Annotated in this window: 17 protein-coding genes; 4 read left to right on the top strand and 13 right to left on the bottom strand. The window is 63.1% G+C overall.

Annotated features, from left to right (window positions below; genetic code table 11):
- Positions 1–9: 9 nt before the first annotated feature.
- From EN850_RS00085 to EN850_RS00040, 10 genes are all read right to left on the bottom strand, one after another.
- Positions 10–1644 (bottom strand): alpha-glucosidase family protein, encoded by a 1635-nt coding sequence (locus EN850_RS00085; protein WP_136090343.1) that lies wholly within the window; start codon positions 1642–1644, stop codon positions 10–12.
- Positions 1644–3641, bottom strand: a complete 1998-nt coding sequence (glgX, locus tag EN850_RS00080) for a glycogen debranching protein GlgX (RefSeq protein ID WP_136090342.1) — start codon at positions 3639–3641, stop codon at positions 1644–1646. The genes EN850_RS00085 and glgX overlap by 1 nt, the downstream gene beginning before the upstream one ends.
- Before the next feature lie 196 nt (positions 3642–3837).
- Complete coding sequence (locus EN850_RS00075) at positions 3838–5466, bottom strand: alpha-D-glucose phosphate-specific phosphoglucomutase (protein ID WP_136090341.1); 1629 nt, start codon at positions 5464–5466, stop codon at positions 3838–3840.
- A 3-nt stretch (positions 5467–5469) separates the two neighbouring features.
- Entirely contained in the window at positions 5470–6915 is a 1446-nt protein-coding gene (gene glgA / locus EN850_RS00070) for a glycogen synthase GlgA (RefSeq protein WP_136090340.1), read from the bottom strand.
- 21 nt (positions 6916–6936) lie between these two features.
- Positions 6937–8202 (bottom strand): glucose-1-phosphate adenylyltransferase, encoded by a 1266-nt coding sequence (gene glgC, locus EN850_RS00065; RefSeq protein ID WP_127871306.1) that lies wholly within the window; start codon positions 8200–8202, stop codon positions 6937–6939.
- Between the two features lie 51 nt (positions 8203–8253).
- Positions 8254–10467: a 1,4-alpha-glucan branching protein GlgB gene (gene glgB, locus EN850_RS00060; protein WP_136090339.1), complete on the bottom strand. Its 2214-nt coding sequence runs from the start codon at positions 10465–10467 to the stop codon at positions 8254–8256.
- Positions 10468–10538: 71 nt separating this feature from the next.
- Positions 10539–13001 (bottom strand): glycogen/starch/alpha-glucan phosphorylase, encoded by a 2463-nt coding sequence (locus EN850_RS00055; RefSeq protein WP_127871304.1) that lies wholly within the window; start codon positions 12999–13001, stop codon positions 10539–10541.
- A gap of 134 nt (positions 13002–13135) precedes the next feature.
- A complete protein-coding gene (locus EN850_RS00050) occupies positions 13136–13918 on the bottom strand; it encodes an ATP-binding cassette domain-containing protein (protein WP_127276094.1) in 783 nt (260 codons plus the stop codon).
- Positions 13915–14976 (bottom strand): ABC transporter permease, encoded by a 1062-nt coding sequence (locus EN850_RS00045; RefSeq protein ID WP_127276095.1) that lies wholly within the window; start codon positions 14974–14976, stop codon positions 13915–13917. The genes EN850_RS00050 and EN850_RS00045 overlap by 4 nt, the downstream gene beginning before the upstream one ends.
- A 159-nt stretch (positions 14977–15135) precedes the next feature.
- Positions 15136–16152, bottom strand: a complete 1017-nt coding sequence (locus tag EN850_RS00040; RefSeq protein WP_189524605.1) for a sugar ABC transporter substrate-binding protein — start codon at positions 16150–16152, stop codon at positions 15136–15138.
- Between the two features lie 230 nt (positions 16153–16382).
- Here EN850_RS00040 and EN850_RS00035 point away from each other — a divergent pair, with 230 nt between their 5' ends.
- From EN850_RS00035 to EN850_RS00020, 4 genes are all read left to right on the top strand, one after another.
- Positions 16383–17609 (top strand): ROK family transcriptional regulator, encoded by a 1227-nt coding sequence (locus tag EN850_RS00035; RefSeq protein ID WP_135884237.1) that lies wholly within the window; start codon positions 16383–16385, stop codon positions 17607–17609.
- Positions 17610–18056, top strand: a complete 447-nt coding sequence (locus EN850_RS00030; RefSeq protein WP_135884235.1) for an RbsD/FucU domain-containing protein — start codon at positions 17610–17612, stop codon at positions 18054–18056.
- Positions 18053–18976 (top strand): carbohydrate kinase, encoded by a 924-nt coding sequence (locus tag EN850_RS00025; protein ID WP_136090338.1) that lies wholly within the window; start codon positions 18053–18055, stop codon positions 18974–18976. Before EN850_RS00030 ends, EN850_RS00025 begins: the two co-directional genes overlap by 4 nt.
- Before the next feature lie 229 nt (positions 18977–19205).
- Entirely contained in the window at positions 19206–20348 is a 1143-nt protein-coding gene (locus EN850_RS00020; protein ID WP_136090337.1) for a DegT/DnrJ/EryC1/StrS aminotransferase family protein, read from the top strand.
- A 57-nt stretch (positions 20349–20405) separates the two neighbouring features.
- Here EN850_RS00020 and EN850_RS00015 read toward each other — a convergent pair whose 3' ends face one another.
- From EN850_RS00015 to EN850_RS00005, 3 genes are all read right to left on the bottom strand, one after another.
- Positions 20406–21668, bottom strand: coding sequence for an O-antigen ligase family protein (locus EN850_RS00015; protein ID WP_136090336.1), 1263 nt, complete (start codon positions 21666–21668; stop codon positions 20406–20408).
- Between the two features lie 59 nt (positions 21669–21727).
- Entirely contained in the window at positions 21728–22555 is an 828-nt protein-coding gene (gene cysQ, locus EN850_RS00010) for a 3'(2'),5'-bisphosphate nucleotidase CysQ (protein ID WP_246689116.1), read from the bottom strand.
- Positions 22539–22732 (bottom strand): adenylyl-sulfate kinase (locus tag EN850_RS00005; RefSeq protein WP_136090334.1); only part of this gene is annotated, 194 nt, incomplete at its 5' end. The genes cysQ and EN850_RS00005, both read right to left, overlap by 17 nt.

Here is a 22732-nt window from a genome sequence, read left to right as displayed (position 1 = left end):
AAGCGCCGATCAGTCGAGCCGACCGAGGAAGCAACCGAGAGCCGGCAGCGAGAGCGCGTTTTCCTCGACAGCCGCGGTGCCGCCCAGGACAGCCGTGACAGTTCCGACATCAGGCAGCAAGGGCCAAGTCGCCGGTTCCCCGGCGAAATTGAAGACACAGAGCAGCCTCTCCCCCTCTACCTCGCGGATGAAGGCGAGCATGTCTGCCTCAGCGTCGAGAAAACGGATCGAACCACCGACCATTGCCGGGTGCTGTCTGCGCAGGGCAAGCGTGGAGCGGTAGACCGACAGCACCGATTGCTCCTCGCCATTCTGCACATCCGCCGCACGGGCCCGATGGCTTGCCGGCACAGGCAGCCATGGTTTTGCGGTGGAAAAGCCCGCATTGTCGGCCTCGACCTCCCAGGCCATCGGCGTGCGGCAGCCGTCCCTGCCCTTCACGCCGGGCCAGAAACGGATGCCGACGGGATCGCGCAAATCCTCATAGGCAAGCTCCGCTTCCTCAAGGCCGAGTTCTTCACCCTGATAGAGGCAGATCGAGCCGCGCAGGCAGGCGAGCAGCATGATCGAGAATTTGGCCACCAGATCGGGATCGCCATCCGGCCGCGTCCAGCGGCTGACATGGCGCACCACGTCATGGTTGGAGAATGCCCAGCAGACCCAGCCGTCGGCAACCGCATTCTCAAACGCCTCGACGCAGCCACGCACATGCGCCGCCGAAAATTGCGAGCCGAGCAAATCGAACGTGTAGCTCATCTGAAGCTTGTCGCCGCCGGAGGTGTAGGCTGCGAGCGTCTGCAGCGAGCGGCCTTCATCGCCGATCTCGCCGACAGCGGCGCGGTCGCCAAATTCGTCGAGCAGTGCGCGGAAACGCCTGAGGAACGCCAGGTTCTCCGGCTGCGTCTTGTCGAACAGATGCTCCTGATAGAGGTAGGTGTTGGTTTCTGTGTTGGTGCCGGCAACGCTCGAAGCCAAGGGCGGATTGCTGCGCAGCCAGCGGTCGTGGACATAGTAATTGACCGTGTCGAGCCGGAAGCCGTCGACACCGCGCTCCAGCCAGAACCGCACCGTGTCCAGCAACGCGTCCTGGACTTCCGGATTGTGGAAGTTGAGATCCGGCTGCGAGGCGAGGAAATTGTGCATGTAATATTGGCGACGGGTCGCGTCCCACTCCCAGGATGGCCCCCCGAAGACCGACAGCCAATTGTTGGGCGCGCCGCCGTCGGGCCTGGCGTCGGCCCAGACGTACCAGTCGGCCTTGGCGGTGTCGCGGCTGGCGCGACTTTCGATGAACCATTCATGCTTGTCGGATGAATGCGACAGCACCTGGTCGATGATGATTTTCAGGCCGAGCCGATGCGCTTCGGCGACCAGCGCGTCGAAATCCGCCAACGTGCCGAACATCGGGTCGACGTCGCAGTAGTCCGATACGTCATAGCCCATGTCGGCCATGGGCGACTTGAAGAAGGGCGACAGCCAAACAGCGTCGACGCCGAGGGAGGCGATATGGGCGAGCCTCGCCGTAATACCTTTGAGATCGCCGCTGCCATCGCCGGTCGTGTCCTGGAAAGAGCGCGGATAGATCTGATAGATGACGCAGCCTCGCCACCACTCGGCTCCCTGCCTGGCATTGTCGTCGGCCATTACGAACCCTTCCCGGCGCCACCGTTTCCGGTCCGGCCCTCGATCATGAAATTGACGCTGCGGCCCGGCAGCGGGCGCAGGAGGTCGATCGCCTGTGTCTCGATTGCCGGGCGCCACTGGAAGCCATCGCGCGCCGGCAAGGTGAAGCCGCATTGGCGGCGGTCACCATTGATCATGACGGCAAGCCTGCCATCCTCGCCGCCAAGCAGCATGACAAGGCGATGCCGGCTGGAGTCGTTCCAGTCGGTCTCTGCGAGCGGCTCACCCGTCTCGGTCAGCCAGGCGACGTCGGGAACGCCTGAAGCCTCGACCGGTTCTCCGGCCAGGAAACGTGTGTCCGACAGTGCCGGCACCGCCTGGCGAAGCGCTGCAAGCGCCGATGCGTAACGCTCCAGCGCCTGATCGCGGCCTGTCCAGTCAAGCCAGGTAATGGCGTTGTCCTGCGCATAGGCGTTGTTGTTGCCTTGCTGCGTTCTGCCGAATTCGTCGCCTGCCGTCAGCATGATGGTGCCGCGCGAGGCGAACAGCGTGGCGAGCAGTGCGCGTTGGTCGTCGAAGCGCGCCTTGATGATCGCTGCCTCGTTCGTGTCTCCCTCGACGCCATTGTTCCAGGACAGGTTGTCGTTATGGCCGTCGCGGTTCTGCTCGCCATTGTCGGCGTTGTGTTTGCGCTCGTAGGCGACGATGTCGGCCAGCGTCATGCCGTCATGGGCGGCGATGAAGTTTACGCTGCGGCTTGCCGGCTCCCCTGCCCTGTCGAACACGTCCGACGAACCGGCAAGGCGCGTGGCGAGAGTGCCGACCATGCCGGCATCGCCGCGCCAGAAGCGTCTGACATCGTCGCGGTAGCGATCGTTCCACTCGAGGAACGGTGGCCGAAAATTGCCCAGTTGATAGCCGTTTGCCCCGATATCCCAAGGCTCGGCGATCAGCACGCGGTCGCAAAGTACCGGATCATCGGCAATGGCCCGGAGCAGTGGTGCTTCCGGATCGAACAGACCATCGACCCGGCCCAGCACCGGAGCCAGATCGAACCGGAAGCCGTCGACGCCAGCCCGGCGCACGAAATGACGGAGCGTGTCGAGCACCATTTCCCGCACCACCGGATGGTCGCAAGCGATGGTGTTGCCGGTGCCGGTGTCATTGACCAGCCCGCCATCCGGCCGATGCCGATAGTAGGCCTGGTTGTCGAGGCCGCGCAGCGAGAGCGTTGGCCCCAGCCTGTCGCTTTCGCCGGTATGGTTGAAGACGAGGTCGAGAATGGTGCCGATGCCAACCCGGCGCAGCGCTGCGACCGTGTCTTGTAATTCCGTCAGTCCGCCGGGCGCGAGGCGTGGGTCGAGCGCCATGAAGGTGACAGGATTGTAGCCCCAGGCGTTGCTCAAGCCCAGCGGCGGCAGATGCCGCTCGTCGATCGACGCCGTCACCGGCATCAATTCGACGGCGGAGACGCCGAGCCTTTGCAGATGCTCGATGATGGCCGGATGGGCAAGTGCGGCGATCGTACCACGCTGTTCTTGCGGCACATCCGGGTGGAGCTTGGTGAAGGCGCGGACATTCAGTTCGTAGATCAGGCCGCCCGGACGAAACAGCGGCGGCAGGATCGGTGGGGCCGCGGGCAAGGCCTTGGCCACGGTCTTGGGCATCAGCGACGCGGTGTCGGCACCCTCATTGCGCCGCGCGGCGAGCCGCCAGTGATAGGCATAGGGCCGGTCGATTTCGGCGGCATAAGGATCGGTCAGCAGCTTGTCGGGGTCGAACCACAGCCCACGCTCGGGTGCATAGTCGCCATCGGCACGAAAGCCGTAGCGGGTGCCGGCGGCGAGACCCGCGACGAACAGGGCGTAAAAACCCTCGCCTTCGGGCTGGAGTTCAAGCCGCTCGATTTCGTGGTCGCCGGTTTCATCGAAGATCGACACCCAGAGCCGCCGCGCCGACGACGACCAGGCGGCGAAGCGGATGCCTTCGCTGGTGATGGCGGCGCCGAGATTGTTCACGCGAGCGCCTTCCCTTCTCCCCTTGTGGGAGAAGGTGGATCGGCGCGCACCGCCGAGACGGATGAGGGGTGTTGGAAGGAATGAGGCATCGGTGTCCCGGGCGCCGGTTTGCGCCAAGCTGGAGCACCCCTCATCCGTCGCCTTCGGCGACACCTTCTCCCACAAGGGGAGAAGGGGGAGTCGCGCCTCCCCACCCTCAAGTAATCACGCTGGGTTTGTCGCGGCCGGTGTGGCTCTTGATCCCGGCAATGTCGTCGGCGGCGGCGATGAGATCGGCGAGCGCCTCCTGCGTGTCGAGATCGTGCCTCGACTTGTCCGGCTCGTAGCGCTCGATATAGACGCGCAGGGTCGCGCCCGAGGTGCCGGTGCCGGAGAGGCGGAAGACGACGCGTGAGCCGCCTTCAAACAGCACCCTTATGCCCTGGTGCTCGCTGGTCGAGCGGTCGACCGGGTCGTGATAGGCAAAATCGTCGGCATTGGCGATCTTCAGGCCGCGCACGCTGGTGCCGGGCAGCGAGCCGAGCTTGGCCCTGAGTTCGTCGACCAGCGCATTGGCGCGGTCGCTCTCCACCTCTTCATAGTCATGCCGCGAATAGTAATTGCGCCCATAGGCCGCCCAGTGCTCGGTGACGATCTGCTGGCAGCTTTCGCCGCGCGCGGCGAGGATGTTGAGCCACAGGAGCACCGCCCACAGACCGTCCTTTTCGCGGACATGGTTGGAGCCGGTGCCGGCACTTTCCTCACCGCAGATCGTCGCCATGCCGGCGTCGAGCAGATTGCCGAAGAACTTCCAGCCGGTCGGCGTCTCGTAGATGCCGATGCCGAGCTTGTGGGCGACGCGGTCGGCGGCACCGCTGGTCGGCATCGAGCGGGCGATGCCCTTCAGCCCGTCCTTGTAGCCGGGCGCCAGGCGGGCATTGGCGGCAAGCATGGCGACCGAATCCGACGGGGTGACGAAAATGCCCTTGCCGATGATCAAATTGCGGTCGCCGTCGCCGTCGGAAGCGGCGCCGAAATCCGGCGCGTCCGGCCCCATCATCTCGTCATAGAGGTGCTTGGCATGGACAAGGTTGGGATCGGGGTGATGGCCGCCGAAATCGGGCAGCGGCTTGAAATTGCGGCAGGTGCCGTTCGGTGCGCCGAGCCGGTGTTCGAGGATTTCCTTGGCGTAGGGTCCGGTCACCGCATGCATGGCGTCGAAGCGCATGCGAAAGCCCGACTTGAACAGTTTGCGCAACGCGTCGAAATCGAACAGGCTCTCCATCAGTTCGGCATAGTCGGTGACCGGATCGATGATCTCGACGGTCATGCCGCCGGCCTTGACGGTGCCGACCGTATCGATGTCGATTGGATCGATGTCGGCGATCTTGAAGCTCGAAATCGCCTTGGTCTTGGCAAAGATGGCGTCGGTCAGCTTTTCCGGCGCCGGGCCGCCATTGCCGGCATTGTACTTGATGCCAAAATCCTCATGCGGGCCGCCGGGATTATGGCTGGCCGACAGGATGATGCCGCCGAAGGTCTTGTATTTGCGGATGACATGCGAGGCCGCCGGCGTCGACAATATGCCGCCCTGCCCTACCATCACCTTGCCGAAGCCGTTGCCGGCGGCCATGGCAATGGCCTTCTGGATGACCTCGCGGTTGTAGAAGCGGCCATCGCCGCCGATGACCAGGGTCTTGCCGGCAAATGCGTCGAGCGCGTCGAAGATCGACTGGATGAAGTTCTCGGCATAGTGCTCCTGCTGGAACACTGGCACCTTCTTGCGCAGTCCCGACGTGCCGGGCTTCTGGTCGGAATAGGGCTTGGTGGAGACGGTGCGTATCATGCTTCAGGCAACCCTTTTCGAAAGCAGCAGGCGATAGAGTTCGACGTATTTTTCGGCGCTTCGATCCCACGACACATCGGTCTTCATGCCCTGGCGCTGGATGGTCTCGAAGGTTGCTGAACTGGCGTGGGCGTCGGCCAGACGGCGAATGGCGTGCAGCAGCGCGCCACCATTGTTGGGGGCAAACTGGAAGCCGGTCGCCACGCCGGCTGCAATCGCCGCTTCGTTGGCGTCGATGATGGTGTCGGCGAGGCCGCCGGTGCGGGCAACGACCGGCACGCAGCCATAGCGCAGGCCGTAAAGCTGCGTCAGCCCGCAGGGTTCGAAGCGCGAAGGGATGACGATGGCGTCGCAGCCGCCCTGCATGATGTGCGACAGCCCCTCGTCATAGCCGACGACCACACCGATGCGGCCACGGTGGCGTGCGGCGGCCGCCAGCAGCGCGCCTTCGAGGCCGGCGTCGCCCGCGCCGAGGATGGCCAGCCTGGCGCCTGTCGCAACGATGCCGTCGATCACCGTCGCCAATATGTCCATGCCCTTCTGCCAGGTCAGCCGGCTGACGACACAGACAATCGGGCTGCCGTCGCGGTCGAGACCGAAACGGTCCTCGACGGCCGCCCTGTTGGGCGCGCGGGCCTTCAACGTTTCGGCCGTATAGGTCGACACCAGATGTCTATCGGTTGCTGGATCCCAGATGGCGGTGTCGATGCCATTGACGATGCCATGGAGATCGCTTGAACGCATGTTGATGAGACCATCGAGGCCCATGCCGAATTCCGGTGAACGGATCTCCTGCGCATAGGTCGGGCTCACCGTGGTGATTGCCCAGGCCGCCTGCAGACCCGCCTTGAGGAAGCCGACGCCGCCATAATATTCGACACCGTCAAGCGCCATCGCCGCGGCCGGCAGACCGAGTTCGCCGAAGATGCCGGCGCCGAACTGACCCTGGAAGGCGAGATTGTGGACGGTCATCATTGATGGTGTGCCAACCGCCTTGCCGTAGCGCATATACGCCAGCGTCATCGCCGACTGCCAGTCATGGGCATGCACGATGTCAGGCAGGTAGCCCGAAATGGCGCCGCCGGCGATATCGGCGCCGGCCTGGCTCAGCGCCGCGAAGCGCCGCCAATTGTCCGGCCAATCCGCGCCCGAGGCGTTGCCATAGGGGCCGCCGGGGCGGTCGAACAGATGCGGCGCGTCGAGCACGAACAAATCGAGCCCGGCGACCTCGACGGCATGGATCGCGGCCTTGCCGCCTTGCAACAAGGGGTATTGGTAGACGGCCTTCTTTTTCTTGAAGGCGCCCATCACCACCGGAAAACCCGGAATGAGCGTGCGCATGGTCACGCCCTTGGCCGCGAGCGCGATCGGCAGCGCCCCGGTTACGTCGGCAAGCCCGCCGGTCTTGATCAGCGGGAAGATTTCGGGCGTGACCGACAGAACATGCATGCGCCTACATTCCGATCCGGCCTAAAGCTTCAGCTTGTCGATCATGTCCTGGGTGACCAGGCAGATGCCCTTTTCCGAAACCCGAAAACGCTTGGCGTCGAGCGCGGGATCCTCGCCGACCACCAGCCCTTCCGGTATCCTTACACCGTGGTCGATCACGACGCGCTTCAACTTTGCGTTCCGGCCGACATGAACGTCGGGCAGCATGACGACTTCTTCGAGTGCCGAATAGGAATTGATGCGCGCGCCGGTGAAGATCAGGCTCTTCTTCAGCGAAGCGCCCGAGACGATGCAATCGCCCGACACCAGTGACGACACGGCAGAACCGCGCCTGCCATCCTCGTCGTGGACGAATTTTGCCGGCGGCTTCAGCTCGGCATAAGTCCAGATCGGCCAGTCGCGGTCGTAGAGGTCGAGTTCCGGCGTCACGTCGGTCAAGTCGATGTTGGCTTCCCAATAGGCATCGACCGTGCCGACATCGCGCCAGTAGGCCTCGTTCTCGGCGGTCGAACGCACGCAGGACTTGGTGAAGCGGTGCGCGATCGCCTTACCGTGCGTGACGATATAGGGGATGATGTCCTTGCCGAAGTCGCGGCTGGAGCCCGGCTCGGCGGCATCGCGGCGCAGCTGTTCCATCAGGAACTTGGTCTTGAAGACGTAGATGCCCATCGAGGCCAAGGCGAATTCCGGGTTACCCGGAATGCCGGGCGGATCAGCGGGCTTTTCGACGAAGGCGATGATGTTGTCCTTGGCATCGACATGCATGACGCCGAAGCCTGTCGCTTCCATGCGCGGCACTTCGAGGCAGCCGACCGTGACATCGGCGCCGGCATCGACATGCTGGCGCAGCATCAGCTCGTAATCCATCTTGTAGATGTGGTCGCCGGCCAGGATCACCATGTATTCCGGGCCATAAGCCTCGATGATGTCGATGTTCTGGTAGACGGCATCAGCCGTGCCTTCATACCATTGCGTTTCCGACACGCGCTGGCTCGCCGGCAGGATGTCGAAGCTCTCGTTTCGTTCGGGCCGCAGGAAGTTCCAGCCGCGTTGCAGGTGGCGGATCAGCGAATGCGCCTTGTACTGGGTGGCGACGCCGAGGCGGCGGATGCCGGAGTTCAGTGCATTGGAGAGCGCGAAGTCGATGATGCGCGTCTTGCCGCCGAAATAGACCGCCGGCTTGGCGCGCCGATCGGTCAGCTCCTTGAGGCGGCTGCCGCGTCCGCCGGCCAGCACATAGGCCATGGCGTCGCGGGCCAGCGGCTGGGTTCTTTTCAAGTCTGCCATTTATACCCTCCCAAGTTACTCGTCTTTATGCGTTGACCAGCCTTAACGAGTTCAGTCGTCGGCGAGTTCAAGCATGATCGTCGACAGCGGCGGCAGAAGCATCGTTGCCGAGATGCTCTTGCCCTCCGCCCTCGCCTCGACCACGCCGCCATTGCCCATGCCGGAGCCGCCATATTCGGAAGCATCGGTGTTGATGATCTCGCGCCACTTGCCGGCCTTCGGCAGAGGTACACGATAATTGTCGCGCGGCACCGGCGTGAAATTGGAGATGACGGCGACCGGATTGCCGCCAGGAGCGTTGCGCACCCAGGCGAAAACCGAATTCTGGCTGTCGTCGACGATCAGCCAGGAAAACCCTTCGGGCTCGCAGTCGCGGCCATGCAGGGCCGGACGTGAACGGTAGAGATAGTTGAGATCGCGCACCGTCTGCCAGACGCCGCGATGCGGCCGGAAATCGAGCAGGTTCCAATCAAGCGCGCGCGCCTCGCTCCATTCGCGGCGCTGCGCGAATTCCTGGCCCATGAACAGCAGCTTCTTGCCGGGATAACCCCACATGAAGCCGTAATAGGCACGCAAGGTCGCGAATTTCTGCCAGTCGTCGCCAGCCATTTTGCCCAGCAGCGTGCCTTTGCCGTGCACGACCTCGTCATGCGAGAGCGGCAATACGAAATTCTCCGAGAAGGCGTAGGTCAGGCCGAAGGTCAGCTCATTGTGGTGGTGCTTGCGGAAAATCGGCTCCTTGGAAAAATACTCCAGCGTGTCGTGCATGAAGCCCATGTTCCACTTGAAGCCGAAGCCGAGCCCGCCTTCATGGACGGGCGCCGAGACCTTTGGCCATGAAGTCGATTCCTCGGCGATGGTCATGACGCCGCGATGGTGCCCGTAGAGCTCCTTGTTCATCTTCTGCAGGAAGCTGACCGCCTCGAGGTTTTCGCGCCCACCCTTTTCGTTGGGAATCCATTCGCCCTGCTTGCGCGAATAGTCGAGGTAGAGCATCGAGGCCACCGCGTCGACGCGAAGACCGTCGACATGGTATTTTTCGGCCCAGAACAAGGCGTTGTTGACGAGGAACGACACCACCTCGCGGCGGCCGAAATTGTAGATCGCGGTGTTCCAGTCCGGGTGGAAGCCCTTGCGCGGGTCGGCATGCTCGTAGAGCGCGGTGCCGTCGAAATGGACCAGACCGTGCTCGTCGACAGGAAAATGGGCCGGCACCCAGTCTAGGATGACGCCGATGCCGGCACGATGGGCGCCATCGACAAAGCGAGCAAAGCCGTCCGGATCGCCGAAGCGGGCCGATGGCGCGTAGAGGCCGGTGGTCTGATAACCCCAGGACGGGTCATAGGGATGCTCGGAGATCGGCAGGAATTCGATGTGGGTGAACCCGGCCTCGACCACATAAGGGATCAGCCGGTCGGCCAGCTCATCCCAGGACAGGAAGGTGCCGTCGTCGCGAAGCTGCCAGGAACCGGCATGGACTTCGTAGATCGAGATGGCTTCGCGCCGGGGGTCGGCGTTGCGCCAGAAATTGCGATGCGCCTCGTCGCCCCATGGATGCGCCGGGGGCACCGCGGTCACCGAGGCCGTTGCCGGGCGCAGCTCCGACTTGAAGGCGAATGGATCGGCTTTCAGCGGCAATCTCACGCCGTCGGGACCTATGATTTCATATTTATAGGGCCGGCCGGCGCCGATATCGGGAATGAACAGCTCCCAGATGCCGGTGTCGCGACGGTCGCGCATCGTATGCCGGCGCCCGTCCCAATCATTGAAATCGCCGACCACCGAGACGCGCCTGGCATTTGGGGCCCATACCGCGAAATGCACGCCGGTGGCGCCTTCGTGCTCAATGACATGGGCGCCGAGCTTGTCGAACAACCTGAGATGCGAGCCCTCGGCGATATAGTAATCGTCCATCGGTCCGAGCACCGGACCGAACGAATAGGGATCGGTCAGCCACCAGTCGCCGCCGGCATTGCGCGCGTGGTAGCGGAGCGGCTGGCGCTTCCTGATCGACAGCTTGCCCTCGAAGAAACCGGCTTCGTCGCGCCTGGTCAATTCGCCTGCCTCGATGCCGGTCAGCGTGTAGGCGGTGACGGACTGCGCATGCGGAACGAAGCAGCGCGCGAACAGGCTCTTGCCGGCCTCCTGAACACCGAGAACCGCAAAAGGATCACCGTGCGTACCGGCGACAATCGCCTCGACATCGCTGGCTGACGCCAGTCCGTCCGGCCCGCTTGTCGCAGCGGTCGCGCGCGGCTTCCTCATCAGGCGGTCGCCCTCCCCGGGCACCAAATGTTTGTTTTTGCGGCCATCGTTCGTGGCCTCATGCAATCATATCAGACGGGCACGTTCCAGATTTCTTTGGCGTATTGGCGGATCGTGCGATCGGAAGAGAACCAGCCGACGCGCGCGACGTTGCGGATGGCGCGGGCGTACCAGTCCGGGCTGTTGCGCCAGACGGCATCGACGTCGCGCTGGCAGGCGGCATAGGCGTCGAAATCCGCCGCGACCATGAACCAGTCGCTGTCGTAGAGGCCGTTGATCAGATCGCGGTAGCGATTGGGATCATCGGGGGAGAAGACGCCCGAAGAAACGGCCGCGACCGCCTGCGCCAGTTCGGGGGACGCCTCGATGACGCTGCGGGGATTGTAGCCATTGTTGCGCCGCTCGGCGACTTCTTCGGTGGTGAGGCCAAAGATGAAGATGTTGTCGTCGCCGACATGCTCCTTGATCTCGACATTGGCGCCGTCGAGCGTGCCGATGGTCAGTGCGCCGTTCAGCGCGAACTTCATGTTGCCGGTTCCCGACGCTTCCATGCCGGCGGTCGAGATCTGCTCCGAGAGATCGGCGGCCGGCATCAGCACCTCGGCCAGGCTGACATTGTAGTTCGGTACGAACACGACCTTCAGCAGGCCGCGCACCGAAGGGTCACTGTTGATCACCCTGGCGACGTCGTTGGCCAGTTTGATGATCAGCTTGGCGTTGTGGTAGCTGGGCGCGGCCTTGCCGCCGAAGAATTTCACGCGTGGCATCCAGTCGCGCTCGGGATGCGAGCGGATCTGGTCATAGAGCGCGATCGCTTCGAGGATGTTGAGGAGCTGACGCTTGTATTCGTGGATACGCTTGACCTGAATGTCGAAGAGCGCCGAAGGGTCGAGCTTGATGCCGAGGCGGTCGGCGACCAAGTTGGCTAGCCTCACCTTGTTCTGGCGCTTCACGGCGGCGAATTTTTCGCGGAAGGCGGTGTCGTCGGCGAGCGGATCGAGCCCCTTGATCGCCTCGATGTCATCCATGAAGCGATCGCCGATCGCCTCGCGGGCGAGCGCGGTAAGGCCCGGATTGCACTGGATGAGCCAGCGCCGCGGCGTGATGCCATTGGTCTTGTTGTTGATGCGGTCGGGATAGAGCCGGTGCAGGTCGGCGAACACCGTCTCCTTCATCAGTTCGGTATGCAGCGCCGACACGCCGTTGATCGAATGCGAACCGACAAAGGCCAGATTGCCCATGCGCACCCGGCGGTCGCCATTCTCCTGGATCAGCGAGATACGGCTGATCTGCTCATCGGAGAATTGATCAGTGGCGCGCGCCTCCAGCAGCACCTGCGCGTTGATGGCGTAGACGATCTGCATATGACGCGGCAAAAGCCGCTCGAACAGCGGCACCGGCCAGCTTTCCAGCGCCTCGGGCAGCAGCGTGTGGTTGGTGTAGCCGAAGGTACGCTTGTTGATATCCCAGGCGAGATCGAAATCCATGCCGTGGACGTCCATCAGAAGCCGCATCAACTCCGGCACGGCGATCGCCGGATGGGTGTCGTTGAGGTGGATCGCCGCCTTGTCGGGAAGCGACTTCAGGTCGCCATATTGGCTCAGATGCCGCTGGACGATGTCCTGCAGCGAGGCGGTGGAGAAGAAATATTCCTGCCTGAGTCTGAGTTCCTGTCCGGCCATGTGGGAATCGGCGGGATAGAGCACGCGCGACAGCGCATCGGCCTTGTTGCTTTCGGCCAGCGCCCCGATGTGGTCGCCGGCGTTGAACTTGTCGAGCAGGATCGGATCGATCGGCATGCCGGACCAAAGGCGCAACGTGTTGACGCGCTTGGCGCGCCAGCCGGCCACGGGCGTGTCATAGGCAACCGCCAGAACATGCTCCCTCGGTTTCCAGACATGGCGTTCGAGCCGGCCGTCCCTGGAGGTGATCGATTCGACCGAACCGCCGAAGCCGACTTCGAAGGAGCGCTCGCGCCGCTCGAACTCCCAGGGGTTGCCGTGGTCCAGCCAGGTCTCGGGCAGTTCGACCTGCCAACCGTCATGGATTTCCTGGCGGAACATGCCGTTGGCATAGCGGATGCCGTAGCCATGCGCGGGAATGTCGACGGTCGCCATGCTTTCCATGAAGCAGGCGGCGAGCCGGCCAAGGCCGCCATTGCCAAGGGCAGCGTCCGGCTCGAGCGCGGCGATCAGGTCGAGATCGACGCCGAGCGAGGACAGCGCCTCACGCATGTTCTCCATCAGGCCGAGATTGGAAAAGGCGTCGCGCATCAGACGCCCGATCAGGAACTCGAGCGACAGGTAATAGACGCGCTTTTCCTGCTGGTCGTAGGCTTCCTTGGTCGCCTGCATCCAGTGGTCGACGACGCGGTCGCGCACGACCTTGATCGAGGCGGTCAGCCAGTCGTACTGGGTCGCGACGGTGGTGTCCTTGCCGACCCGGTATTTGAGCGACATCAAGACTTCTTCGGCGAGCGTCTTGGGATCGGGATTGTCGAGAGCGGGGGCTTCGATCGTCATGGCGGATGTCATATCGCCTCTCGTTCGGTTTGGCCTGATCATACCGGCTTTCACCGTTTCTCCCAGCCCATCCTAGTGCATTGCAGCATGTTTTCAATCGATTTAGAGAACACCCCCGCCTCCTTACCCAGCGGCAATCAGGCAGTTCAGGCCGCCAATGCCGTCTCCGGGGGTGCTTTTGCACCGGTCATGAAGGCAACGGCATCAGACATCGTATATTGCTTGGGGTCGATGACGCACAGGCGACGGCCAAGACGGTGGATGTGGATGCGGTCGGCCACTTCGAAGACGTGCGGCATGTTGTGCGAGATGAGCACGATCGGCAGGCCGCGCTTCTTCACGTCGAGGATCAGTTCGAGCACGCGGCGGCTCTCCTTGACGCCGAGCGCCGCCGTCGGCTCGTCCATGATGACCATCTTCGAGCCGAAGGCGGCGGCGCGGGCCACCGCTACGCCCTGGCGTTGGCCGCCCGACAGCGTCTCCACCGCCTGGCTGATGTTCTGGATGGTCATCAGGCCGAGTTCGGTAAGCTTGTCGCGGGCGCGCTTTTCCATTGCCGGACGGTCCAGCATGCGAAGCCACTGGCCGACGAAGCCGGGTTTGCGGATCTCGCGGCCGAGGAACATGTTGTCGGCGATCGACAGCGCCGGCGACAGCGCGAGGTTCTGGTAGACGGTTTCGATGCCGGCTTCGCGCGCTTCCATCGGCGACTTGAAGGAGACGGGTTTGCCTTCAAGCCGGATTTCGCCCTCGTCCGGCACGGCCGCGCCGGAAATCGCCTTGATGAGCGACGACTTGCCGGCGCCGTTGTCGCCGATGACGGCAAGGATTTCGCCGGGGTATAGGTCGAAATCGGCATTGTCGAGAGCGGTGACGCGGCCATAGCGCTTGACCAGGCCGCGCGCGGTGAGGATGGGTTCCTGAGTCATGCCGAAACCTTTCTGATCCATTGGTCGATGGCGACGGCGCCGATGATCAGCACGCCGGTGAGGAGCACTTTCCATTGCGGATCGGCGCCCAGCATGTTGAGGCCCATCGAGACGACGCCGACGATCATCGCGCCGAACAAGGTGCCGAGGATGGAGCCGCGGCCGCCGAAGAGAGAAATACCACCGATCACCGTCGCGGTGATGGCCTGCAGATTGTAGTCGGTGACGGCGGCTGATGGCGAGATCGAGCCGTTGCGGCCGATGGAGACCCAGGCCGCGAAAGCGGCGATCAGCCCGGCAAGGGTGTAGACCGTCACCAGCACCTTCTTGGTCTGGATGCCAGACAGCTTCGCCGCCTCCTGGTCGTCGCCGACGGCGTAGACATGACGGCCCCATGCGGTGTGGTTGAGCACGTACCAAAGGACCATCACGAGCACGACCGTGGCAATGACACCGAGCGTCAGCACCGCCGTGCCGACCTTGAAGCTCAGGGCGAACAGATGCAGCAGCGGCGCTTGAGTGTCGACGTCGGTGTCGCGGATCGTCTCATTGGCCGAATAGATGAAGTTCGTGGCCATGACGATGTTCCAGGTGCCAAGCGTCACGATGAAGGGCGGCAACTTCATATAGGCGACCAGCAGTCCGTTCAGCAGCCCGCAAGCCGCACCGGCGGCAAGCCCGATCGCCACGGCGAGCACGCTCGGCATGCCGTAGCTGACCGCGCAATTGCCCATGATCACGGCAGAAATCACCATGATCACCCCGATCGACAGGTCGATGCCGGCGGTCAGGATGACCAGAGTCTGAGCGGCCCCGAGAATGCCGACGATGGCGATCTGCTGCAGGATCAGCGTCAGCGTGTAGGACGAGAAGAACCGCCCTCCGATCGCGATGCCGAAGATGATGATCGACAGAAGCAGCACGATCAGCGGCACCGCCGCCGGCGTTGAATGCAGAAAATGCTGGATGCGCTTGACGGCTGATTTGTGCTCGTCGAAAGCGGCTACGCTTGTGTCGCTGGCCGAGAGAACCTTCTCGAATTCCTGAGCTTGAGCCATGTTTCCTCCCCGTAGGGCTTCAGCCACGCGCTGACGCCGTCCACGCCTTCCGGTCTGTCGCCGGGATTGTTCGCGTTTACAGTGATGTATCGTCCACCCGATGCGGCCGGGGATCAAGTCCCCCCGGCCGCACCGGTTCTGTTACCGGTCAGGCCAGCATCAGCCCCAGCACTTGGCGAGGCCTTCCTTGGTGTCGATGGACTTGACGCCCTTGGCCGGCTTGTCGGTGACGAGGTTGACGCCGGTGTCGAAGAAGTTCTTGCCCTCGGTCGGCTTCGGCTTGGTACCATCCTTGGCGAAAGCGGCGATCGCCTCGATGCCGAGCGCGGCCATCTGCAGCGGATATTGCTGCGAGGTGGCGCCGATGACGCCTTCGGTGACCGACTTCACGCCGGGGCAGCCGCCGTCGACCGAGACGATCAGCACCTGGCTTTCGAGGCCGACGGCCTTGAGCGCCTGGTAGGCACCGACCGCGGCCGGCTCGTTGATGGTGTGAATGACGGTGATGGTGTTGTCCTTCTGCAGAAGGTTTTCCATCGCCTTGCGGCCGCCCTCTTCATTGCCGTTCGTCACATCGTGGCCGACGATACGCGGATCGTTCTCATCGCCGATCTTGTTGGGATCCTTCACGTCGATGCCGTAGCCCATCATGAATCCCTGATCGCGCAGAACGTCCACGGTCGGCTGCGAGGGGGTCAGGTCGAGGAAGCCGATCTTGGCGTCCTTGGCCTTGTCGCCCAGCGTCGCGGCGGCCCAGGCGCCGATCAGCTTGCCGGCCTCCAGATTGTCGGTGGCGAAGGTCGCGTCGGCGGCGTCGATCGGATCGAGAGGCGTGTCGAGCGCAATCACCAGCAGGCCCGCATCGCGCGCCTTCTTCACCGTCGGCACGATGCCCTTGGTGTCGGACGCGGTGATCAGAATGCCCTTGGCGCCGTCGGCGATGCAGCTTTCGATCGCCGCCACCTGGCTCTCGCTGTCACCGTCGATCTTGCCCGCATAGGTCTTGAGGTCGACGCCGAGTTCCTTGGCCTTGGCGGTAGCGCCCTCCTTCATCTTGACGAAGAACGGATTGGTGTCGGTCTTGGTGATCAGGCAGGCGCCGACGCCGGCGGCGGATGCGGACGAAGCGAACGCCATCAGACCCAGCGCGGCCGCCGCAAAAACGGTGGACTTCAACAATTTTGTATTGGTCACGATTTTCCTCCCAGTGGAACATTTTCGAATGCCGGCCAACCGGCACCCGCACGGCATCCAGGCGACTTCTCCCAGCGCGGATGCCAGATCAAAAAACACCAGACCAAGGCATCTGTCAATAATTAAATCACTCTTATTTATTATTGACAGCCTTGCGTCCTTCACTCATTCTGACCCAAAAGCATTGCCGGGGAAACGACGGGAGGAACAGGGTGGAGACCGCCACTGCGAGGCATGGTTCGCCCGAAGCGAATGAGAGCCTTATTCACCGCGGCACCAACCAGAGCGGCATGCGCGATCACAATGAGCGCCTGGTGCTTTCGCTGGTGCGTCAGCACGGCAGTCTGGCGAAGTCCGACATCGCCCGCATGACCGGACTTTCCGCGCAGACGGTCTCGGTCATCATGCGCGAACTGGAGGAAGAAAGCCTGCTCGTGCGTCAGGCGCCGTTGCGCGGCAAGATCGGCCAGCCCTCGATCCCCATGGCGCTCAACCCCGAAGGCGCCTTCTTCATCGGCCTCAAGATCGGCCGCCGCAGCGCCGAACTCGTGCTGATCGATTTCCTCGGCAACGTGCGCGCAATGCTGCAGCACTCCTACCGCTACCCTGCCCCACGCGAAACGGTCGAGTTCGTCACGTCAGGCATGAAGACGATGCGCGGCGCGCTGACACCGGCGCAGGACAAACGCATTGCCGGACTCGGCATCGCCATGCCGTTCGAGCTGTGGAACTGGGCCGACACCGCCGGCGCGCCGCGCGAGGTCATGGACGAATGGCGCCATCGCGATATCAGGACCGACATCCAGACGCAGTGCGATTTTCCGGTCTATCTGCAGAACGACGCTACCTCGGCCTGCGGCGCCGAACTGGTCTTTGGCCAGACGGGCGCGGCGCGGGACTTCGTCTATTTCTACATCGGCGCCTTTGCCGGTGGCGGCATCGTGCTCAACGGCCGGCTGTTCGGCGGACCGACCGGCAATGCCGGCGCGCTCGGCTCCATGCCCGTGCCCGGGCCGGGTGGAAAACCGACCCAGCTGATCGACGTGGCCTCGATCGCCATGCTCGAAAAAACACTCAATGCGCGTGGCGTCGAGGCCTCGTATCTGTGGACCTCACCCGAGGATTGGGGGGAGATCGGCGCCGAACTCGACGAGTGGATCGCCAGCGCCTCGCAGGCACTCGCTTACGCCATCGTCGCAGCATCCTCGGTCATCGATTTCGAGGCCGCGGTGATCGACGGCTGGATGCCGAAGGCCGTGCGCCAGAAGCTGGTCGAGGCGGTCGTGACGGCAATCGGCGCCATCGACGGCGAAGGGCTGAAACTTCCGGCGGTCCGCGAGGGAAGCGTGGGCATCCATGCACGGGCGCTCGGCGGCGCCAGCTTGCCGCTTTCCGAACGCTTCCTGATCGGTTCGACGACGATCGCCAGGAGCGCCTGAATGCTGATCGGGATCCCGGCGCTGCTTGGTCCGGAGCTTCTGGCAACGTTGCGCGCCATGGGGCATGGTGACGAGATTGCCCTGGTCGACGGGAACTATCCGGCGCTGGAGCAGGCAAGACGCCTCGTCCGGACCGACGGCCATGCCCTCATTCCCGTACTCGACGCGATACTGACGCTGCTTCCGGTCGACGATGCGGTTCCGGAGGCGCTGTTTCGAGCCTCGGTGAAAGGCGATCCGTCGCTTGCCGACCCTGTCCATCGTGAAATGGAGGCGATCTGCGCCAAGCGCGCACCAGGCCGCAAGGTGGTTGCGCTGGCCGGCGCCGACTTCTATGCACGGGTCAAATCGGCGCATGCCATCGTCGCGACGAGCGAGCCGCGGCTTTACGCCAACATCATCATCCGCAAGGGCGTGATCTATCCGCCGGAGACCAGGAAGCCATGATCCTCTGCTGTGGCGAAGCCCTCATCGACATGCTGCCGCGCACCACCACGCAGGGTGAGCCGGCCTTCGCTCCCTATGTCGGCGGCGCTGTTTTCAACACGGCGATCGCACTCGGCCGGCTCGGCGCGCCGGCCGGCTTCTTCTCCGGCCTGTCGTCGGACCTGTTTGGCGGGCAATTCAGGGAGGCGCTCGGAGCGAGCAAGGTCAGTTCGACCTACGCGCACACATCGCCCCGGCCGACGACACTGGCCTTCGTGCGGCTGAACAACGGCCAGGCGACCTACACCTTCTATGACGAGAACACGGCCGGGCGCATGCTGACCATCGAGGACCTGCCGCAACTCGGCGGCGAGATCGAGGCGATGCTGTTCGGCGCCATCAGCCTGATCTCGGAGCCGGCTGGCTCGGCCTATGAGGAATTCATGCGGCGCGAGCACGAGTCCCGCGTGATGATGCTCGATCCCAACATCCGGCCGAACTTCATCCCCGACAAGGCCAAGCACCTCAGGCGCATCCGGGAGATGATGGCGATGGCCGACATCGTCAAACTTTCGGACGAAGACCTCAACTGGTTCGGTGAAGCCGGTTCGCACGAGGATGTCGTGCGCAATTGGCTCGACCGTGGCCCGAAACTGATCGTCGTCACGCATGGCAGCGAAGGCGCCGTTGGCTATAGCAAGCAGCACCGTGTCACCGTCATGCCGGAGACAGTGAAGGTGGTGGACACCGTCGGCGCCGGAGACACGTTCAATGCCGGCATCCTTGCCTCCCTGCATGAGCAAGGCCTGCTGACGAAGGCGGCGATTTCCAGCCTGTCGCAAGACGCTATCGGCAAAGCATTGGCGCTCGGCGCCAAGGCGGCGGCGGTGACGGTATCACGGGCCGGCGCAAATCCCCCATGGCGGCACGAGATCGGCTGATCGGCCGTCCAGCGCGATCACTTTATGTTTCCATGCGCCGGAAAACCGCGATAGACATGGCCTGAATTGCGCCGCCAAGGCCGGATTCCCGGCTTTTTAGGCCAATGCGCCGGCAAAACACGGTAACGGGCTGCGACACTTGCACCATATGCCCGGCCCGCAGCCGGCTTTTTCAGCCGCGCCAAGTCTGGTACCAGCGGGCCGGTTAGTGGCAGGTATTGAGGCCGACATGCAGTTCATCGATCTTGGCGCGCAGCGCGAACGAATCCGCGACCGGCTGAAAGCCGCGATCGACCACGTCGTCGAAGATGGCCGCTACATCCTAGGCCCCCAGGTCGCCGAATTCGAGAAGAAGCTCGCCGCCTATGTCGGCGTCAAGCATGTGGTTGCCTGCGCCAACGGCACCGACGCATTGCTTTTGCCGCTGTTCGCCGCCGGCATCGGCCCAGGTGACGCGGTGTTCGTGCCGAGCTTTACCTTCGCCGCCACGGCGGAAGTGGTGGCGCTGGCCAAGGCCGAGCCGGTTTTCGTCGATGTCGATCCGAAGACCTACAACATCGACATCGCCAGCCTCGAGGCGGCGATCGCGGCCATCAAGAAGGAAGGCCGACTGAAGCCGAAGGCGATCATCCCCGTCGACCTGTTCGGTCTTGCCGCCGACTATGAGGCGATCATGGCCATCGCCAATCGCGAAGGCCTATTGGTGATCGAGGATGCCGCCCAGTCCATGGGTGGCTCGCTCGAAGGCAGGATGTGCGGCGGGTTCGGCCATGTCGGCTCGACCAGCTTCTATCCGGCCAAGCCGCTCGGCTGCTATGGCGACGGCGGCGCGATGTTCACCAATGACGACGCTCTGGCCGACGCGTTGCGTTCCTTCGCCTTCCACGGCAAGGGCGAGACGCAGTACGACAACGTCCGCGTCGGCATCAATTCACGGCTCGATACGCTTCAGGCGGCGATCCTGATCGAGAAGCTCGCCATCCTCGAGGAAGAAATGGTGGCGCGGCAAGTGGTCGCCCAGCGTTACGCGGAAGGCCTCGGCGACATCGTCACCGCAGCCCGCAACCTGGATGGCAGCCGCTCGGCGTGGGCGCAATACGCGATCGAGACGCCGAAACGCGATGGCCTTAAGGCGCATCTGAGCGAAAAGGGCATCCCGTCCGTCATCTACTACGTCAAGCCGCTGCATGAGCAGATCGCCTATCGCGACTACCCGCGCGCGCCGACCGGTCTTGCCGTTTCGGAGGACCTGCCGAAACGCATCCTGTGCCTGCCGATGCACCCCTATCTCAGCGAGTCCGACCAGAACCGGATCATCGAAACGATCCGCAACTATATCGGCTCGAACTCGGCGCAGGCCGCGGCCGAATAGGCGCCGGATACCAGAGGCGACACCTCGCCGGCATAGGCGGTCGTGCGCTTCGCGCCGCTATTTTGAGAAGGTCGCTGCGCGTCTTGTGATCCGGTCATCCGTTCCCGGCCGGGCCACGGAACGGCACTGCAATATGCAGATGCCCGCTGTGAAGACCAAAGTGCCCAGCACCCATGACAACCAGATCCGATGGTCGACCGACAGTTCGACAACAGCTATGATCAGATAGCTGCTGGCTATGAAATGGCAGGGGCCGCTCAAACGGCCGATCATTCTTATGATCGCGCCCAGGAGCACCCCGTACACAATGATGCCCAGCGCTCCCAACTCGTACCACAAATCGAATACGATATTGTGCGCGCTCGGAAGATCCGCCTGCGCGTAATATGTGGGATTCACCACGACCCCGACCGCGTTTCTCATCGTATTGGCGCCATGGCCGAGAACCGGCTGCTCCGCAATGTGGGGCGAGATCATCTGCCAAAGATCAAGCCGCGCGGCGAACGTTCCCGGATAGAAAGCCAGCCAGCCCGTTGTTTTGAGGTAGGCAAACAGCGGCGAGACGACGAAAGGGGCAATCAGGGCAAGAGACAAATAGGCGGCGAAGAATCCGACCAAGGCGTGCTGGCGGTATTTGGCGGGCATGACAAACATCGCCGCCACGAAGACAATCGCCAGATTGACGCCGGTCGATTGGCCGTAGAGCAATGTCAGCACGGCAAAGAGAGCCGCAAGCCCCTTCCAGACCAGCCTCGGCTGCGCAAGAAATATGACGGCAAAAAAAGCTCCGTAGACCGTGATCTTGTGGAGGGTGAAAACATTTTCCACAAATCTTGGATCTTTGGTCAAAAACGCAAAATACAGTTCCCAACCCATCACCGACACCAGGCCAATCAACATGCCGAATAACGAGACCCGTGCCAGCCGATCGCGTTGAGCGTCCGGAAGCGCCAGAATGCACTCAAACAGCAAGATAGCGGCGACCGAGTAGCCAAACACGTCCTTCGCCGCCATGAGAGAGCGGCTCGCGTCGACCGACCACAGGGCGCTCGACAGGACAAAGCCGGACAAGAGAGCCAGAGTGACGGCCAGGCCTATCGTTGCCCTGCCAAAGCGTGCCCCCTTGGTCAAAAGGGTAAGAGCACCCATGAGTGCCGCGACAAATGCCAGGGCCGTGGGAGACATTTCGACGAAGACGAAAAGGGCGGGAGAGAGGGCGTAGAGGCCCAGCAACATCCTGAGGCCTAGTTCATCTCGACTGCTGGTCCATACCGGAAATCCGCCCAAAGTGACGGCATGGCATTTCTGAAAAAAGGACATTCAACTACCGACTCAGGGAACGTCCATACAGGATAGGCCATCTACGGGAGGTTTCCACCTCAACGTTCGATGCGCCTTCCGGTTGCAGCGCTGCCGCTGGCAATGAAATGCGGATTGGCAAAGTCCTCGTCATCGGCCTGGTTGCGCTTGCCATAGGCCAAGGGCTTGCCGTCCAGCGTGCGCGTCGTGCCGCCGGCGGCGCGCAGCACCGCGTCACCCGCCGCGGTGTCCCATTCCATGGTGCGACCGAAGCGCGGATAGACATCCGCCTCGCCATTGGCGAGGAGGCAGAATTTCAGCGACGAACCGACCGAGACGATCTCGGCGGCGCCAAGGTCGCGAATATAGGCTTCGGTTTCCGGCGTGTTGTGCGAGCGGCTGGCGACCACTGCCAGCGGCGACGCGGCCGTTCTCACCGAAATCGGCCGACGGGCGATAATCTGGTAATCGCCGTCGATGTCGAGGACTTCCGCCCTGCCCGGCAGACCGGAAAAGAAGCGGCCACCGCAAGGGGCGAAGACGACCCCAACTTCCGGCACGCCATGGCGGACAAGCGCGATATTGACGGTGAAGTCGGTGCGCCGGTTGACGAATTCCTTGGTGCCGTCAAGCGGATCAACAAGGAAGAAAGCCTCGCCAAGTTCGCCCGGCATGACACCGGCAGCCGCTTCTTCCTCGGCCACGCAGGGAATGTCGGGGAATTCCGCGCGCAGGCCGGCAAGAATGATCTTCTCGCTCTCGCGGTCCGCCTCGGTCACCGGCGAGGAGTCCGATTTGCGGTCGACCGCGCAGCCGGCATGGAACACGCGCATGACCTCGCGCCCGGCCGCCAGCGCCAGCCGCTCGAAGATTTCGAGTATCGGCCTGTCGTCAGATGCCGCCGCCATTGTCATATTGCTCTTCGGCAATGTCACGCTCGTCCAGCCAGTGTTCCAGTGTATCTACCATCTCTTCGGCCGACTTGCCGAGCGTCTTGAGATGGATCTCCGGTTTCTCCGGTGCTTCGTAAGGAGAATCGACACCGGTGAAATTCTTGATCTCGCCATTCAGCGCGCGGGCGTAGA

The sequence above is a fragment of the Mesorhizobium sp. M8A.F.Ca.ET.207.01.1.1 genome (assembly GCF_004794715.1).
Classification (GTDB): Bacteria; Pseudomonadota; Alphaproteobacteria; order Rhizobiales; family Rhizobiaceae; genus Mesorhizobium.
Note: the sequence above shows the minus strand (reverse complement) of the source record. Positions and strands in the feature narration are given on the sequence as shown.

Excerpts from the sequence above, each read along its gene's own strand:
- EN850_RS00085 (WP_136090343.1), bottom strand. The coding sequence starts at position 1,644 with ATGGCCGACGACAATGCCAGGCAGGGAGCCGAGTGGTGGCGAGGCTGC.
- EN850_RS00075 (WP_136090341.1), bottom strand. The coding sequence starts at position 5,466 with ATGATACGCACCGTCTCCACCAAGCCCTATTCCGACCAGAAGCCCGGC.
- glgA (WP_136090340.1), bottom strand. The coding sequence starts at position 6,915 with ATGCATGTTCTGTCGGTCACGCCCGAAATCTTCCCGCTGATCAAGACC.
- glgC (WP_127871306.1), bottom strand. The coding sequence starts at position 8,202 with ATGGCAGACTTGAAAAGAACCCAGCCGCTGGCCCGCGACGCCATGGCC.
- glgB (WP_136090339.1), bottom strand. The coding sequence starts at position 10,467 with ATGAGGAAGCCGCGCGCGACCGCTGCGACAAGCGGGCCGGACGGACTG.
- EN850_RS00055 (WP_127871304.1), bottom strand. The coding sequence starts at position 13,001 with ATGACATCCGCCATGACGATCGAAGCCCCCGCTCTCGACAATCCCGAT.
- EN850_RS00050 (WP_127276094.1), bottom strand. The coding sequence starts at position 13,918 with ATGACTCAGGAACCCATCCTCACCGCGCGCGGCCTGGTCAAGCGCTAT.
- EN850_RS00045 (WP_127276095.1), bottom strand. The coding sequence starts at position 14,976 with ATGGCTCAAGCTCAGGAATTCGAGAAGGTTCTCTCGGCCAGCGACACA.
- EN850_RS00030 (WP_135884235.1), top strand. The coding sequence starts at position 17,610 with ATGCTGATCGGGATCCCGGCGCTGCTTGGTCCGGAGCTTCTGGCAACG.
- EN850_RS00025 (WP_136090338.1), top strand. The coding sequence starts at position 18,053 with ATGATCCTCTGCTGTGGCGAAGCCCTCATCGACATGCTGCCGCGCACC.
- EN850_RS00020 (WP_136090337.1), top strand. The coding sequence starts at position 19,206 with ATGCAGTTCATCGATCTTGGCGCGCAGCGCGAACGAATCCGCGACCGG.
- EN850_RS00015 (WP_136090336.1), bottom strand. The coding sequence starts at position 21,668 with ATGTCCTTTTTTCAGAAATGCCATGCCGTCACTTTGGGCGGATTTCCG.
- cysQ (WP_246689116.1), bottom strand. The coding sequence starts at position 22,555 with ATGGCGGCGGCATCTGACGACAGGCCGATACTCGAAATCTTCGAGCGG.